The following is a 15,417-nucleotide window of genomic DNA, read 5'->3' as shown; positions in this document are numbered from 1 at the left end:
TCATTTACTCGACAGACGTCAAATGAGCCACCACGGTCTCACTAGGCTCTATCAAATAAATGCGATCGGGAATGAAAATATCTTCCCCATTTAGTCGATACGTCGTCCCATTAGCAGAGACTGCCGAACAATGTTTCGTCGTTTTCTCCGGCAAGCTCTGGCCTCCACTTTTAATACGCTCTCCCAAATGCTTGCAGGAAAGCTATTTTCAAACAATTCTCTCACCACATTTCATTCATCCATTTTCTTCGTACAAAAATATGGGTATAGAAAAAGGATTCTCTGAAAAGAATCCCCTTCTACACGCTATTTCGATGCCGTCATCACTGTTTCACAACAGAAGACAGCCACTCTTTTTTAATTAAAAATCTCTGTTAAAACTGGTACAACTTGTTTTTTACGAGAAACGACGCCGGCCAGTGGTGCTTGCCCATTTTCAAGCTGTACTTGATAAGCGCGTTCTACTGCACCTGTTTCTTGACCGAAAGCAAGTCCAACTGAATCGTTTGTCAGGATATTAGTGATGACAAACAAATAAAGATCAAGTCCTTTATCTTGGATTGTCTGCCCAATTACTGCATCCACTTCTTGACGACGGCTAAGCACATCGGCTTCATCCACGACATTAATTTGCGCAATTTCTACTTTTTTGCCGTTCATATCGAATTCTTTGGCATCAAGAAGTAGTTCAGCAACTGTTTTCTTGCTGACATCTGCCCCTGCGCGAAGCATGTCCATTCCGTATGTTTCAAGGTCGACCGCAGCTATTTCTGCTAATTTTTCAGCAGCCGCCACATCTTCTGCCGTGCATGTTGGTGATTTAAAAAGCAATGTATCTGAAACAATCGCAGACAGCATCAGACCTGCCACAGTTTTAGGAATTTCCACACCTTTTTCGGCATACAGCTTGGTTAAAATGGTCGCCGTACAGCCAACTGGTTCAGCTCGGTAGTAAAGTGGATCTGCCGTTTCAAAATTAGCAATCCGGTGGTGGTCAACAACCGTATGTACCGTTACATCTTTAATATCATCTGCACTTTGCTGGCTTTCGTTATGATCCACCAAGCAAACTGTCGCCACTTCATTCGCCACAGTCGTAACCAGACGCGGTACCGCCTGACCAAAATGTTTCAAAACGAATTCCGTTTCTGTATTCAGTTCACCAAGACGAACCGGCTCAATTTCCCAGCCTTCCGCTTTTTTTAATTCACTAAAAGCAATCGCCGAACAAATGGCATCTGTATCTGGGTTTTTATGCCCGAAAACAAGTACTTTTTCCATGACGTTCTCTCCTTTTCCTCTTCTGTATCTTTTATCTTAGCAAAAAAGATGCTTTTCCGTAAAGCCTATTCAGCCATAATTTTTTCTAAAACTTGAGGATCAAAAGTTTGGCTACGCAACATCTCAATTTCAAATTTGTACGGCGGACGCTTATTCTTTTTGTCCTCTCCCACATATGGCGTTTCCAAAATTCGTGGTCGGTCGGCTAGCTGCGGATGATGCACAATATAATTCAACGCATCAAACCCGATATGACCAAAGCCAATATTAGCATGGCGGTCTTTTCCAGCGCCTCGTACATTTTTACTATCATTGATATGCAGCACTTTTAATCGATCAATCCCGATGATTCGGTCAAATTCATCCAGCACACCGTCAAAGTCCTCCACAATATTGTAGCCGGCATCATGGGTGTGACAAGTATCAAATGTGACAGAAAGCAGCTCATTGTGCGTCACTCCATCCATAATTCGAGCCAGCTCTTCAAAACTGCGACCAATTTCGGTCCCTTTGCCCGCCATGGTTTCCAGTGCAATCTGCACATCATGAGTCGGATCGAGCGCTTCGTTCAGCCCTTTGATGATCTGAGCAATCCCTTTGTCGACCCCTTCCCCCACATGGGCACCTGGATGTAGGACAATTTGTTTGGCTCCAATCGCAGCTGTTCGTTCAATTTCAGAACGCAGAAAATTCACACCAAGCTCGAAAGTTTCCGGCTTGACCGCGTTGCCAATATTGATAATATAAGGTGCATGAACCACAATATCCGCCTGATCATTCGCTGCCATATGAGCAAGTCCTGCTTCAATATTTAATTCTTCAATGGGTTTACGACGTGTATTTTGCGGAGCGCCCGTATAGATCATAAATGTATTGGCACCGTAAGAAGCTGCTTCTTCACTGGAACCAAGTAGCATCTTTTGCCCGCTCATGGAGACGTGTGAACCAATTCTTAGCATATATCTTGTCCCCCTTTATTTTCTTTTACGATTTTCGCGTCGCTTGATTTCTGCCATTTTACGATTAATTTTTTTCTTGTAATTTGGTTTGCGCTTTTGTTTAGCTTTCTTACGCATCCCGATTTCCCGTGGATCCGCCGCTTCACGTGTCGCTTCACGTTTGGCACGACGATTTCGATCGAGCACTTCAACAAATTCGCCGCGTTTCAAGTCGACATGCTTCAAAGTGATGCCCATCTTTTCCAGCTGGTTCAATTTATCTTCATCGGCCGGTTCATAAATGGTGAGTGCCAAACCAGTATGACCTGCACGACCTGTCCGTCCTGTCCGGTGGATATAAAAATCCAAGTCATTTGGCAACTCATAGTTAATCACATGACTGATTCCTGTAATATCAATTCCACGCGCAGCAAGATCGGTTGCAACAATGTACTGATAATCCATGTTCTCAATCTGCTTCATTGTCCGCTTGCGTTCCCGTGGAGGAACATCACCGTGAATTTTTGCCACTTTGAGGCCGCGCTCCACTAGTCCGTCCGCCACCTCATCGGCCGCTTGCTTTGTATTGGTAAAGACAATCGCCAAATAGGGTCTGAACGTTGTCAGTGTGTCTTTTAACAAGTCTAATTTATTACGGCTTTTACGCGCAATAATCTCATGCGTCACATTTTCAGAGGCTGTTACTTTGGGCTGAATATGCTCATAACGCGGGTTTTCCATATATTTTTTCAAAAATGGTTTTAATTTTTGCGGAATGGTCGCCGAGAAAACAAGCATTTGCAAGTTTGGCGGCATCTTTCCTGCAATCGTATCGACATCGTTTAAAAAGCCCATATCGAGCGTCATATCCGCTTCATCAATCACCAATGTGCGTGCTGTATAAATATGCAGCGCCTTTTCACGAATCATGTCGTTAATCCGTCCTGGTGTTCCAATGACGATATGCGGCTGATTTTTCAATTTTTCAATTGTCCGCTGTTTATCCGTGCCACCGATCAAAAGATGCGTCACGATTTCTTTTTCGCTTAATTTCGTAATCTTGCGGCTTTCCTGATAAATTTGGTTGGCTAATTCACGACTTGGTGCCGTAATGACGACTTGAACTTCCTTTACTTCCGGGTTGATCTGCTGAATCAGCGGTAAAAGGAAAGTGTGGGTTTTACCGGTCCCTGTTTGTGATTGACCGATAATACTTTCGCCGCGCATAATGCCGGGAATCAATTTTTGTTGCACTTCTGTTGGTTCAAAAAAGCCTAACTTTTGAATTGCTTGATTAATAAAAGGCTGAAACCCAAACTGGTCGAACCTTGATTTTTTTGTCATTAAATTTTTCCACTCCGTTCTGTTCCTATTCGCCATTATACAGGATGTTGCGGCCTCCTACAATGAAAAAAACGTTCTTGCTGCGGAAAATGACCCTTTTTTGTCAAAAATTAGCTTTTCGCTTATAATAAAAAAGAACTTTGGAAGCAAGAGGAGGAATTTTAGTGGAAGTCATCAAAATCAATCCGCGTGGTTATTGCTATGGTGTTGTGGATGCAATGATCATTGCCAAGAATGCCTCTCTTGATCCCACGCTTCCCCGGCCAATTCACATTTTAGGCATGATCGTCCATAATCAACATGTGACGGAGGCTTTTGCAGATATTGGCGTTTATACAGTAGATGGTGAAAATCGGGAAGCCATTCTAGAGAAAATTGATCAGGGCACCGTCATTTTTACCGCACATGGGGTCTCTCCGCGAGTGAAAGAACTGGCAATCGCCAAGGGGCTGACCACGATTGATGCCACCTGTCCAGATGTTCTCCGCACCTACGAGCTCATCCTTGAGAAGAAGCAACAGGGCTATCAAGTGATCTACATTGGCAAAAAGGGGCATCCAGAGCCAGAGGGGGCATATGGCACAGCGCCTGATATTGTCCATCTTGTGGAAACAAAAGCAGATGTTGAAGCACTCACACTGAACACTCAAAAAATTTTTGTAACCAATCAGACGACTATGAGCCAATGGGATGTGCTTGATTTGATGGGGTTCATTTCGGTGAAGTTTCCGCAAGCTGAGCACCATCAAGAGATCTGTCTTGCCACACAAGTCAGGCAGGAGGCGGTTGCTGAGCAGGCAAAAGAAGCCGATTTGACAATCGTTGTTGGGGATCCGCGCAGTAACAATACCAACCGACTGGCACAGGTCTCAGTGGAAAAGGCCGGCGTCCCTGCAAAACGTGTAGCAGATGTCAGTGAGATTGAAATCGACTGGCTGAAAGGCATTGATAAAGTGGCAGTAACCGCTGGAGCCAGCACGCCTACACAGGTGATTCGTGAAGTGCTACTCTTTTTGGAAGCCTTTGATCCCAATGACTCGACAACTTGGGCACGCGTGCATCACCAGGACTCAGCTAGCATCTTACCACGTGCTCGTAAAACAAATATGGCAGAAAAACGGCAAGCCCGCTTAGAACATTTAAGAAACGGCGGCCGTTAAAAAAACTGGATGCCCCGGCTCTTTTATAGAGCAAGTGCATCCAGTTTTTTATAGAAATTGAAATGGATCTGTATTTTTTTCGGAGATCGTCAGGCTGACTTCATAATCACGTTCTGCCGCCTTCTTTTTAAAAGTTTGTTTCAAATAGGTTTTCATGATTTTCTCAATGTTATGACCTGCATCAATCGTGGGTAGATCAAGTGCAAGCAAATCATGCCCGGTATGATAATAAATATCTCCTGTAATATAGACATCGGCCCCGCTTCGTTTCACCTCATGGATGAACTTGTTGCCGTCTCCACCAATAATCGCGACTTTTTGAACAGGCTGTTGCAAATTTTTGCCGATAAAACGAACATTTTCAATAGCTAGTGTACTTTTTACCACATCAACAAAAGCATCCATCGGCATTTCTTTTGGCAGCCGACCAATCCTTCCCAGCCCTTCCTGTTCCTGCAAATTGTCCAGCTGATACACATCAATCGCAACTTCTTCATAAGGATGGGCAACCCGAACAGCCCTCAGAACTTCATTCAGCCTGCTTTTCGGCGCCACTGCCTCCAACTTGATTTCAGCTACCTCCGTCAGTTCTCCCTGCTTGCCAATTGTTGGATGCGCATTTTCTGCTGGTTGGAAACGCCCTAATCCTCTGGTAGAAAATGTACAGGCTGAATAATCTGTCCCGATTTCACCCGCCCCATTTTCCACTAAGGCCTGACGAACCTGTTCTTGCGCAAGCTCTGGCACATAGACGGCAATTTTGACATACTTTTCCTGCCAAGTAGGTACAATCATCTGGCAATCGTGTAGCCCCAGCTCTTCCGCTAAAAGGTCATTCACACCGCCACGCGCAATGTCTAAATTGGTGTGTGCCGCGTAAACAATGATATCGTGTTTGATCAATTTCCGAATCATTCGACCTTGACTAGTTGACATGTCGATTTGCTTGACTGGACGAAATAGAAACGGGTGGTGCGCGATAATCATATCGACTTTTTCCTCAATCGCTTCTTCTACGACCTCTTCCAGCACATCAAGTGTAAACATGATCTTTCGGACCTTTTTGCTCAAATCTCCCAGCTGGAGACCGATGGGATCCCCTTCCATTGCATATTTACGTGGGGCAATCTCTTCTAGCATTGCTGCGTATTCATAACCATTTGCCGTTTTCATACAATCACGTCCTCTACTAATTGAATTTTGTGTGTCAGTTCTTTTAGTTTTGGTTGATTTTCAGCATGAGCGCCACTTTTTTCTTCAATTGTTTGGATGATCTTCTGCCAGTTTTCCTTTTCATGCAGCCACTTTGCTCGAAAAGCCTCATTTTTTTCTGCCAACAAAAATGGCCCGAAGAAGCATTCTTTTTCTGTATAGTGAACTGGCTGCTCGGTTTTTTCAAGCACTAGAATCTCATAGATTTTCTGATCTTCCATCAAAATGGCTTCTGCAATAAGTGCGAATTGGTTGGTTTCGGCCCAACTGCGCAGCTTATGCGCGGCCAGATTTGGCTGAAGAACCAAGCGTTTCACACCAGCTAGTTTGCTTGGATCTTTCTCCAGAATGGAGCGAATCAAACTACCGCCCATTCCAGCAATCACGATCGTGTCAATTTGGTCCTCTGCGGTTAAGACAGAAAGTCCGTCGCCTTTACGCACATGGATCTGCTCAGCAAGCTGTAATTTTTCCACTTGCTTCTTCGCGGACTGAAAAGGCCCCTCTACCACTTCACCTGCAATTGCATACGAAGCCTGCCCATTTAAAACCGCATAGCAGGGCAGATATGCGTGGTCACTGCCGATATCCGCGAGCCGTGTGCCTTCTGGAAGGTAACTCACGACTTTTTGCAGACGCTTAGAAAGATGTTGTTCGTTCATTTTTTCAACTCCTATGTAAAAAGCAGGAAGACGTGTCTGTCCCCCTGCCTTCTTTTTATTCGAGGAAGTCTTTCAGTTGTTTGCTTCTGCTCGGATGACGTAATTTGCGAAGCGCTTTGGCTTCGATTTGACGGATACGCTCACGTGTAACACCAAAGACACGCCCCACTTCTTCAAGCGTCCGTGTTCGACCATCATCAAGACCAAAACGAAGACGAAGCACGTTTTCTTCCCGATCAGTTAGTGTATCAAGGACATCTTCCAGTTGCTCTTTCAAAAGCTCGTAGGCCGCATGGTCACTAGGCGAAGTAGCTTCCTGATCCTCGATAAAGTCACCTAAATGAGAATCGTCTTCTTCCCCGATTGGAGTCTCAAGCGATACTGGCTCTTGCGCAATTTTGAGGATTTCCCGTACTTTTTCTGTCGGCAGATCCATTTCTTCTCCGATTTCTTCTGGTGAAGGATCACGGCCTAGATCCTGTAGCAACTGACGCTGTACACGAATCAATTTGTTGATGGTTTCCACCATGTGCACTGGAATCCGGATTGTCCGCGCCTGATCCGCAATGGCCCGGGTGATGGCTTGACGAATCCACCAAGTCGCATAGGTACTAAACTTAAAGCCTTTACTGAAATCGAATTTTTCAACGGCTTTCATTAGTCCCATGTTTCCTTCTTGAATCAAGTCAAGGAAGAGCATGCCGCGACCAACGTAACGTTTGGCGATACTGACAACAAGCCGCAAATTGGCTTCAGCCAAGCGCCCTTTCGCTTCCAAATCACCCGCTTCAATCCGTTTTGCCAGGGCGATTTCCTCATCAGCTGTTAAAAGATCAACGCGGCCAATTTCTTTTAGATACATGCGAACAGGGTCATTGATTTTAACACCTGGCGGAACACTCATATCTGTTAAGTCAAATTCTTCGGTTTCTTCTTTTACAAGTTCTGTTTCATCTGGATCTTCATCCTCATCTTCTGCATATACCACTTCAACACCGGCTTCACCCAGATGTTCTAAAAATTCATCCATATGATCGGAATCAATTGCAAAAGGAGCTAGTCTGGCAGTAACTCTCGTGTAAGAGATTAGACCTGTTTTCTTTCCCTCTTCAACAAGGGCCTCTTTCACTTGATCAATACTTTCGGCATTTTGTTTCTCTTGTGGTTTCTCACTCATAACTGCCTGGTTCCTCCTTCCAAATTACCGCTAGTGTGGCCACTACGTGATACCATACCATCTTTTGGCGGTTTTAAAACGTTCGCTTATTCTTCCAAATCGTAGTCATGACTAGCCAGCTTTTTCCGAAGCAACAGAATCTCTGCTGTCACTTCCAAAGCCTGCTCATTTTCCTGATTACGAATGTGTGTGTGCTGGGCTTGCTCCAGCTGTTTAATTCTATTTTCAAGTTTAAATTTCTTTAAACTGAGAATATACGCTTGATATTCATGAAGGCCTTGCTCATCTGGTGCATCAATCATTTCAAGACTTGCTACCAGGTTTTTGAGATTCGTCTGCTCATCCGGCAGAAAATCCATAAAGCGCTGAATATCGGCATCATGATCTTCCAAATAGAAGCTGATTAAATAGGTAAATAGTGCCTGAAAATCATCATGATAAAACGAAAGATCACCTAAAAGATGCTGAATCTGCGCAAAAGCGTCACGACTTTCGAGCATCGCCTTCATCAGTTGCTGCTCTGAAAATGTGTGCGCCTCGAGTTTTCGGACGGGTTTATGAAATTGAAGCGGCGCCTGAACCATCATAGGTGCCTCCCCGCCGAATTCAGCTCCGGCAAAAGCATCATCTGGAGGGATCATCCCCATAAAGGATTCATCCAGCTCCATCCGTTCGTTTCTTTGAGCTTGTTGTCGTGCGGGTGCTTTTTTGGCATGCTGTACTTTTCGGACAGCTGATTGCAATTCTTCTTTCAGTGTTTCCATTGAAAGTGAAAACTCTTCAGCTAGTTGTTTGAGATAGATCTCCCGTTCAACCGCTTGCCCTAAACGCGCAATGACCGCTAGCGCTCCATCCAGATACTGCAACTGTTCGGTTTCATTCTGGAGATTCTTCCCTCTGCGTAAAAATTGCAGCATGAAAGCCGTCCAGCTCATCCGCTCATGTTGGTAAATTTCACGGAATTTATCGGCACCATTTGCTTTGATAAATTCATCCGGATCTTTTCCACCGGGAAGCTGCACAACAAAAACTTCCATCCGACTGCGGTCCTGAATCAGTGTCCCTGCTTTATAAGCCGCCTCAATTCCGGCATTATCCCCGTCATAACAAATCACGGCACGATTTGTGACTCGACGGATCAGCTCAATATGCTCTTCTGTCAAACTGGTCCCCATCGAAGCAATCCCATTTTCCAGATCAGCCTCCGTGGTTGAGATGACATCCATGAACCCTTCTAAAAGAAGAATCTCCTCTTTCTTTCGGATCGCCTGTCTGCCTTCTGAAAAATGATAAAGCAGCCTTCGTTTGTTAAAAATAGGGGTTTCAGGGCTATTCAAATACTTCGGTCCATCGCGCTGTTCATAAAGCCGACCGGAAAAGCCCACTAGTTGACCGCGGTCATTCGTAATGGGAAACATGATCCGGCCCCGAAAGCGGTCGACAATCTCGCCACTTTCCCGCTTAGTCAATAAACCTGCTGTTACAGCCAACTCAAGTTCCATCCCCCGCTTTTCGAGAAATGAAGCAATCGTCGCATGGTGATTGGGCGCAAAGCCGATTTGAAAAGCCGTCATCATTTCTTCAGACATGCCGCGTTCCTTCAAATAGGCAAGAGCCGCGCTGCCCTCTTCTGTTTCCATGAGTAGATAATGATATAACTTGGCCGTCAGCTGATGCATCTCAATCATCTGGTGCGTTTCGCTGGATTCTTTTGTGACAGGGGCATCATTCTGCGTTTGAATCTCTGGAAGCTCCACATCGATATGCGACATTTCAGCTACTTTTTGCACAGCTTCAACAAATGTCAGATTGTCGTGCTCCATCAAAAAGCGAAAAACATTGCCGCCCTTTCCGCAACCGAAGCAGTGGAAAATTTGCTTTTCAGCCGAAACTGAAAAAGAAGGCGTCTTCTCCCCGTGGAAGGGGCATAGGCCGATGTAATTCCTGCCTTGTTTTTTGAGCTGAACATAATTGCTGATGACATCCACAATATCAGCCTGACTGCGAATGGCATCAATTGTTTCTTCAGGAATTCGCCGCATGATCATCGTCAACTCCTGTTAGCTTATTTTCAAAATGATTCTTGAGGGTTTCAAAAAATCGCGCTTTATCTTCCGGCAATAATTTTTTCGGTCCTTTTGCATAGTGACCGCCTCGTCGTTCTTTTGCATGAAGATGACGAATTTCCAAAAGATAGGCCATATCCTGCTCGCGATACTCCTCACCGCGATTTGAAAAAACCATACAGCCTTTATTTAAAAGCATGCTGCTAAGTCCGATATCCTGTGTAATAATAATATCTCCCGAGTGCGTCAAGGTTAAGATACGCATATCGACTGCTTCCTTTTGTGTGTCTACAAACAGCCAATTTTCGCCATTTGTATCCATCATAAAATGATTATAGGAAGCGACAAAGCAGACATCTAACTGAAAAAGATCGCGGAGCCTGAGTATCTCTTCTTTAACGGGACACGCATCAGCATCAACAAATACTTGCATCTTTTCCCTCCTTTTCAGCGTTAGACAAACCAAAAAACGAGTTGCATAACCCGTTTTTTTAATCAATGCAAAAATGACTTGCAAAATTGCATTATACGCGATGAAAACTAAATTTTCAAGCCTATTTCATCGTCATAATATATATATTCGCCGAAAAATCAAAAACTCCTTCTATAATTCCAAATTTTCATCCACAATTTCACCAATATGGATCAAAATCTCATTTGCCGTTTCTTCAATGGCTTTATTGGTCACATCAAGCACGTGACAGCCCAGCTTATCCGTTAATTTTTTAAAGAAAACGAGCTCTTCATCAATTCTGGCTCCACTGGCATAGGTGCCACCGCCACTTAAGCCGATCGAAATCAGCCGTTCAGATCGAATTTGGTTGAGCTTGCCCTTGTTAATCTTAAGGCCGATGATTTTGCGCGGATCAATTTCAAAAAGTTCGTCTGGTACGGTTGCTTCTGGCACGATTGGCACGTTGGCAATTTTGAGACCTTTCAAAGCCAGATATTGTGAAAGGGGCGTTTTGGAGGTGCGTGAAATACCAATCAGCACATAATCAGCCTGCAAAATACCTCGTGGATTACGTCCGTCATCATTTTCAACGGCAAATTCGATTGCAGCAACTTTATTAAAATACGCTTCATCAAGAGAACGCACCCGGCCAGGCTCGGATAATGGCTTGATCTTATAAGTTTGCTCCAATTGTGCTAAAAGCGGCCCGAACAAGTCGATAATCGGCACACCAAAAGCTTGAGCCGTTTGATTCAAACTATCGCGCACTTCTTCCAGGACGATTGTATGCACAATGATGCCATTATTGACGGCAACAAGATCGACAATTTCTTCGATCATTTCTGGTGAATCAATATGATGGAAACGGTGGATAAATTTGGGTGTCTGACCAAACTGGCTCAAGGCGGCGCGTGTTACCAGCTCAGCCGTTTCTCCCGTTGAGTCGGATACAACATAAACAGCAGGTTGAGTCACAATGTATTCTCCTTTGCTAGATAATCTTTAGTCAAAAAAGAAGCCGGAGAAGATTCCGACTTCTTTTTCAGAGGATTCTTCCTCTTTTATTTTACATTAATTTCATCCATTTGAGCAAATTCTTTAATAAACGTTGAAAGTTCAAATAGAAGGGCCAAACGATTATTGCGCAGCTCCTCATTATCACTCATCACAAGCGTATTATCGAAGTAAGCATCAATAATCGGACGCAGCTTCGTAAAGGCACGCAAGCGGTCGATAATTTTCATCGTCGGATACTCTGCCCGCATTTTTTCCAGGGCATCAAACAACTGGTGTTCATATTCATTTTCAAATAGATCCGGGTCGATTTCCGCATGATCTTGATATTTTTTCGAAATGTTCACCACGCGTGTCAATGCTTCAATCGTTGGACGGAACCAATCATCGTCAGCATGCTTATCAAGCAGCTTAGCGCGATCAATGATTTGCGGTAGCATATTAGGATTGCCGCCGATGACTGCATCGATAATATCTGGACGAATTTCATGATCTTGTAAAATGACACGCAGACGATTTTGAATAAACATCCGTGCTTCTGCAAATACTTCTTTGCTTGGCAGTTCATTAAAGCCTTCTTTCCGTTCAAAATCAACAATGTCAGAAAGAATCTCCATGAGCGGCAGGTTCCATTTATTTGCTTGAATGATGCGCATCACACCGAAAGTGCTGCGCCGCAAGCCGAATGGATCAGCTGAGCCGGTTGGTACGATATTGACGCAGAAAAAGCTGATGACTGTTTCTAGTTTGTCTGAAATGGCTAATAAGCAGCCAAGATCGGATTCCGGTAGCGCCCCATCAGCCGAAATAGGCATATAGTGCTCCCGAATGGCCTGCGCTATAGCTGGTTTTTCACCTTGCAGAAGCGCATATTTTTCACCCATAATGCCTTGAAGTTCGGGAAATTCTCCCACTGTATTCGTCACAAGGTCAAATTTATAAATATCGGTCACGCGTTTGATATCCTCTTTGTCCGCTTCCGACCAGTTCAGATAGTCAGCTAAGAGTAGCGCTACTTTTTGGACACGTTTCATTTTTTCCGTCAGCGTGCCTAATTTTTCATGGAAAACAATTGAAGATAATTTTTTCGTAGCGTCCGAGATGGTCATCTTGAGATCTTCCTGATAGAAGAAATCGGCATCTGATAGGCGCGCCCGAAGTACTTTTTCATTTCCGCGAACCACTGTATCCAAATGCTCATGATTCCCATTTCGGACGGTAATAAAGTGAGCCAGCAACTTGTCATTTTGATCAAATACAGGGAAATAACGCTGGTGCTCTTTCATGGACGTGATGAGGATCTCTTCTGGCAATTCCAGATAGTTTTCTTCAAAACGACCGTCTAATACGGTTGGATATTCTACTAGATTATTGACCTCTTCAAGTAAGTCCTCATCTAGTGGCACTTGCCAATTATTTACGGTGGCAATTTCTTCAATTTGCTCGCGAATCGCTGCTTTTCGTGCTTCACTGTCCGCCACAACAAATTGCTCTAAAAGTTTTTCTTCATAGTGGCTTGGCAGATCGATAACTGCTTCTGCACCTAAGAAACGATGGCCGCGACTAGAGCGATCCGTGGACACATTCGTTACCTTAAATGGAATCACTTCTTCGCCAAACAAAGCAACCAGCCATTTAATCGGCCGAATGTAGCGCAAGTTGTTGGCCGCCCAGTGCATGCTGACTGGGAATGTCATGCTGGTGACGACTTTATCTAGCTCTTTAAGCCGTTCACTGGTTGCAGCCCCTGTGATTTCCTTTTTAATGTAAAGATATTCTGTGCCATTTACATCTCGAAAAGTGAAATCCTCTGGTGAGACACCTTGACTGCGGGCAAATCCTAATGCCGCTTTGGACCATTCGCCGTCTTCTGTTTGGGCGATTTTTTTTGCTGGACCTTTTGCTTCTTCCACGCGATCCGCCTGACGAAGAGCCACCTCTTGAACGAGAACGGCTAATCGGCGCGGCGTCGAAAAGCATTTGATAGCCCCGTAGCTGATTCGTTCTTCATTCAACCAGTCTTCCAGCCGCTTTTTGAGCTGTTCGACTGATGCTGATACATATTGTGCCGGCATTTCTTCTAAACCAATTTCAAGTAAAAAATCTTTACTCATGATCTGCCGCCTCCGTTTCTTTTAAAAGTGGGAAGCCGAGTTTTTCCCGCTCCTCGTAAAATGTTTTGGCAATGCGTCGTGCCAGGTTACGAATCCGGCCAATATACTGTGCCCGTTCCGTCACCGAAACGACCCCTCTTGCATCTAATAGATTAAAGGTATGCGAGCATTTCAAGACATAATCATACGCTGGAAAAACCAAACCGTTTGCCATTTGGTGAGCCGCTTCTCGTTCATATGTGTCAAAAAGTGTCAACAGCATATCTGTATTGGATGTTTCAAAGGCATATTTAGAGTTTTCATATTCTGCTTGGAAAAAGATATCCCGATAGGTAATACCATCTGTCCATTCCAGATCAAAAACATTTTCCTTATCTTGAATATAGCTTGCCAGACGTTCCACACCATAAGTGATTTCTGATGTCACCGGTGAACATTCCAAGCCGCCCACTTGTTGGAAATAGGTAAATTGAGTAATTTCCATTCCATCAAGCCATACTTCCCAGCCAAGACCCGCGCAACCAAGTGACGGATTTTCCCAGTTGTCTTCAACAAAACGAATGTCATGTTCGAGCGGGTTTACGCCGATGCGCTCCAAAGAAGCGAGATATAGCTCTTGAATGTTGTCCGGTGAGGGTTTCATCACAACTTGAAACTGGTGATGCTGGAACAACCGATTTGGATTCTCGCCATAGCGTCCATCAGCCGGTCTTCTAGATGGTTCCACATAGCCGGCTTTCCAAGGCTCAGGTCCAATCGCCTTTAAGAATGTGTACGGGCTCATTGTTCCCGCTCCTTTTTCAACATCATAGGATTGCAGCATGATGCAGCCTTGTTCAGACCAATAATCTTGCAATGTACGAATCATGGTTTGCAGATTCATTTTTCAACACCTCCATAGGATTTAGAGACGAAAAAAATCTCGTCTCTATATGCGTAAACATATAGGGACGAGATTTTGTCTCGCGGTTCCACCCTATTTGGAATTTGCCTGTGCAGCAATCTCCCACCTTGATTCCGATGTACTCCAGAATGCCTTCACACAATCTTTGACCGTCCGGCTTCCACTATCCCGGATTCGCTGTAAGTCAGTGAGATCAGCTACTCTTTTCCTTCAACGTACCTATTCGTATTACTTAAAAAGATACTGCATTTTGCGCATTTTGTCAATCCTGATCTTTTTCCTTTAGCAAGCTTCCCCAGCTATCCATTGATCGTAAAAATTTGCGACTTTTTAAATAAAGCCCGGTATGTTCATCATAATACGTATCGATCGCCTTTTGCAGCAGTGCCTTGGTCTCAGGTTTGACATTGATATTTCCCAGCCGATCCAGCTGAAAAATATAAAATAAACGCAGGAGCTTGACGACATTTTCAGGCAGATGCAGACGGTACGGATCCTTTTCAAAGCAGCGGTGACACACAATCCCATTGCTGCTAGTCGAAAAATCAAAGTGCCCTTCTGTTGCCCCGCAAATCGCACAGCGGTCCATCACCGGATAATGCCCCATGACATTCAACATTTTCATTTCAAAAATATTGATCAGAATGGCCGGATCATAGCCTTCATCAATATCACGCAAAACTTGGAAGAATAACTCGAATAAAAATGGATTTTTTTGCCGTTCTTCTGTGCCCTTATCCAAAAGCTCACAAGCATAGGTCGCATAGGCCGTCAAAAAGATATCCCGCTGAATCGAAGAAAATGTATCCATGACATCCCCCTGCTGCATCGTTACAAGGCCCTTTCCCCCGCCAAAAAACGTGTAAATGCCATGTGTGAACAGTTGCGTGCAGGCGGCTAGACGGCTCTTCGTTTTTTTTGCACCGCGTGCCACCATGCCAATTTTGCCGTACTCCCTTGTATAGAGAACCACGATTTTATCTGATTCCCGGTAACTCGTTTGTCGAATAATAATCGCTTCACATTTTTCGATAAGACATCCCTCCTTTGTGCTGTGCTCTTCGCAGTTTTTTCAATATCGCTTGTTCAAT

14 protein-coding genes are annotated in these 15,417 nt (G+C 44.3%); 1 reads left to right on the top strand and 13 read right to left on the bottom strand.

What is annotated here, in order from left to right:
- Positions 1–4 precede the first annotated feature (4 nt).
- The 4 genes from CS921_RS15475 to CS921_RS01190 all read right to left on the bottom strand — a co-directional run bounded on the left by CS921_RS15475 (position 5) and on the right by CS921_RS01190 (position 3,563).
- Entirely contained in the window at positions 5–154 is a 150-nt protein-coding gene (locus CS921_RS15475; RefSeq protein WP_162921656.1) for a hypothetical protein, read from the bottom strand.
- Positions 155–357: 203 nt separating this feature from the next.
- The gene (locus CS921_RS01200) at positions 358–1,281 is read right to left on the bottom strand and encodes a manganese-dependent inorganic pyrophosphatase (protein WP_099221210.1); all 924 of its coding nucleotides are present in this window, start codon (positions 1,279–1,281) and stop codon (positions 358–360) included.
- 65 nt (positions 1,282–1,346) lie between these two features.
- Positions 1,347–2,240, bottom strand: a complete 894-nt coding sequence (locus CS921_RS01195) for a deoxyribonuclease IV (protein WP_099221209.1) — start codon at positions 2,238–2,240, stop codon at positions 1,347–1,349.
- Between the two features lie 15 nt (positions 2,241–2,255).
- Entirely contained in the window at positions 2,256–3,563 is a 1,308-nt protein-coding gene (locus CS921_RS01190) for a DEAD/DEAH box helicase (RefSeq protein ID WP_099221502.1), read from the bottom strand.
- Positions 3,564–3,727: 164 nt separating this feature from the next.
- On the opposite strand from CS921_RS01190, the gene CS921_RS01185 reads away from it, so the two are divergent.
- Positions 3,728–4,723 (top strand): 4-hydroxy-3-methylbut-2-enyl diphosphate reductase, encoded by a 996-nt coding sequence (locus CS921_RS01185; RefSeq protein WP_099221208.1) that lies wholly within the window; start codon positions 3,728–3,730, stop codon positions 4,721–4,723.
- Positions 4,724–4,771: 48 nt separating this feature from the next.
- Here the strand turns inward: CS921_RS01185 and CS921_RS01180 are convergent, their stop codons facing one another.
- The 9 genes from CS921_RS01180 to recO all read right to left on the bottom strand — a co-directional run bounded on the left by CS921_RS01180 (position 4,772) and on the right by recO (position 15,359).
- Complete coding sequence (locus CS921_RS01180; RefSeq protein WP_099221207.1) at positions 4,772–5,896, bottom strand: Nif3-like dinuclear metal center hexameric protein; 1,125 nt, start codon at positions 5,894–5,896, stop codon at positions 4,772–4,774.
- Positions 5,893–6,597, bottom strand: a complete 705-nt coding sequence (locus CS921_RS01175; protein ID WP_099221206.1) for a tRNA (adenine(22)-N(1))-methyltransferase — start codon at positions 6,595–6,597, stop codon at positions 5,893–5,895. The genes CS921_RS01180 and CS921_RS01175 overlap by 4 nt, the downstream gene beginning before the upstream one ends.
- Positions 6,598–6,652: 55 nt before the next feature.
- Entirely contained in the window at positions 6,653–7,774 is a 1,122-nt protein-coding gene (gene rpoD / locus CS921_RS01170; RefSeq protein WP_099221205.1) for an RNA polymerase sigma factor RpoD, read from the bottom strand.
- 86 nt (positions 7,775–7,860) lie between these two features.
- Positions 7,861–9,816 carry a DNA primase gene (dnaG, locus tag CS921_RS01165; RefSeq protein WP_099221501.1) on the bottom strand — a complete coding sequence of 652 codons (1,956 nt, stop codon included), beginning with the start codon at positions 9,814–9,816 and terminating at the stop codon, positions 7,861–7,863.
- Positions 9,800–10,273 carry a YaiI/YqxD family protein gene (locus tag CS921_RS01160; RefSeq protein WP_099221204.1) on the bottom strand — a complete coding sequence of 158 codons (474 nt, stop codon included), beginning with the start codon at positions 10,271–10,273 and terminating at the stop codon, positions 9,800–9,802. Before CS921_RS01160 ends, dnaG begins: the two co-directional genes overlap by 17 nt.
- Before the next feature lie 171 nt (positions 10,274–10,444).
- Complete coding sequence (locus tag CS921_RS01155; RefSeq protein ID WP_099221203.1) at positions 10,445–11,269, bottom strand: pyruvate, water dikinase regulatory protein; 825 nt, start codon at positions 11,267–11,269, stop codon at positions 10,445–10,447.
- An 86-nt stretch (positions 11,270–11,355) separates the two neighbouring features.
- Positions 11,356–13,422, bottom strand: coding sequence for a glycine--tRNA ligase subunit beta (glyS, locus tag CS921_RS01150; RefSeq protein ID WP_099221202.1), 2,067 nt, complete (start codon positions 13,420–13,422; stop codon positions 11,356–11,358).
- Complete coding sequence (gene glyQ / locus CS921_RS01145; protein ID WP_099221201.1) at positions 13,415–14,305, bottom strand: glycine--tRNA ligase subunit alpha; 891 nt, start codon at positions 14,303–14,305, stop codon at positions 13,415–13,417. The genes glyS and glyQ overlap by 8 nt, the downstream gene beginning before the upstream one ends.
- Positions 14,306–14,588: 283 nt before the next feature.
- The gene (gene recO, locus CS921_RS01140; protein WP_099221200.1) at positions 14,589–15,359 is read right to left on the bottom strand and encodes a DNA repair protein RecO; all 771 of its coding nucleotides are present in this window, start codon (positions 15,357–15,359) and stop codon (positions 14,589–14,591) included.
- Positions 15,360–15,417: the final 58 nt, after the last annotated feature.

The organism is Listeria costaricensis (assembly GCF_900183385.1).
Lineage (GTDB): Bacteria > Bacillota > Bacilli > Lactobacillales > Listeriaceae > Listeria > Listeria costaricensis.
The sequence above is the reverse complement of the archived record's forward strand: the minus strand, read 5'-3'. Positions and strand labels throughout refer to the sequence as shown.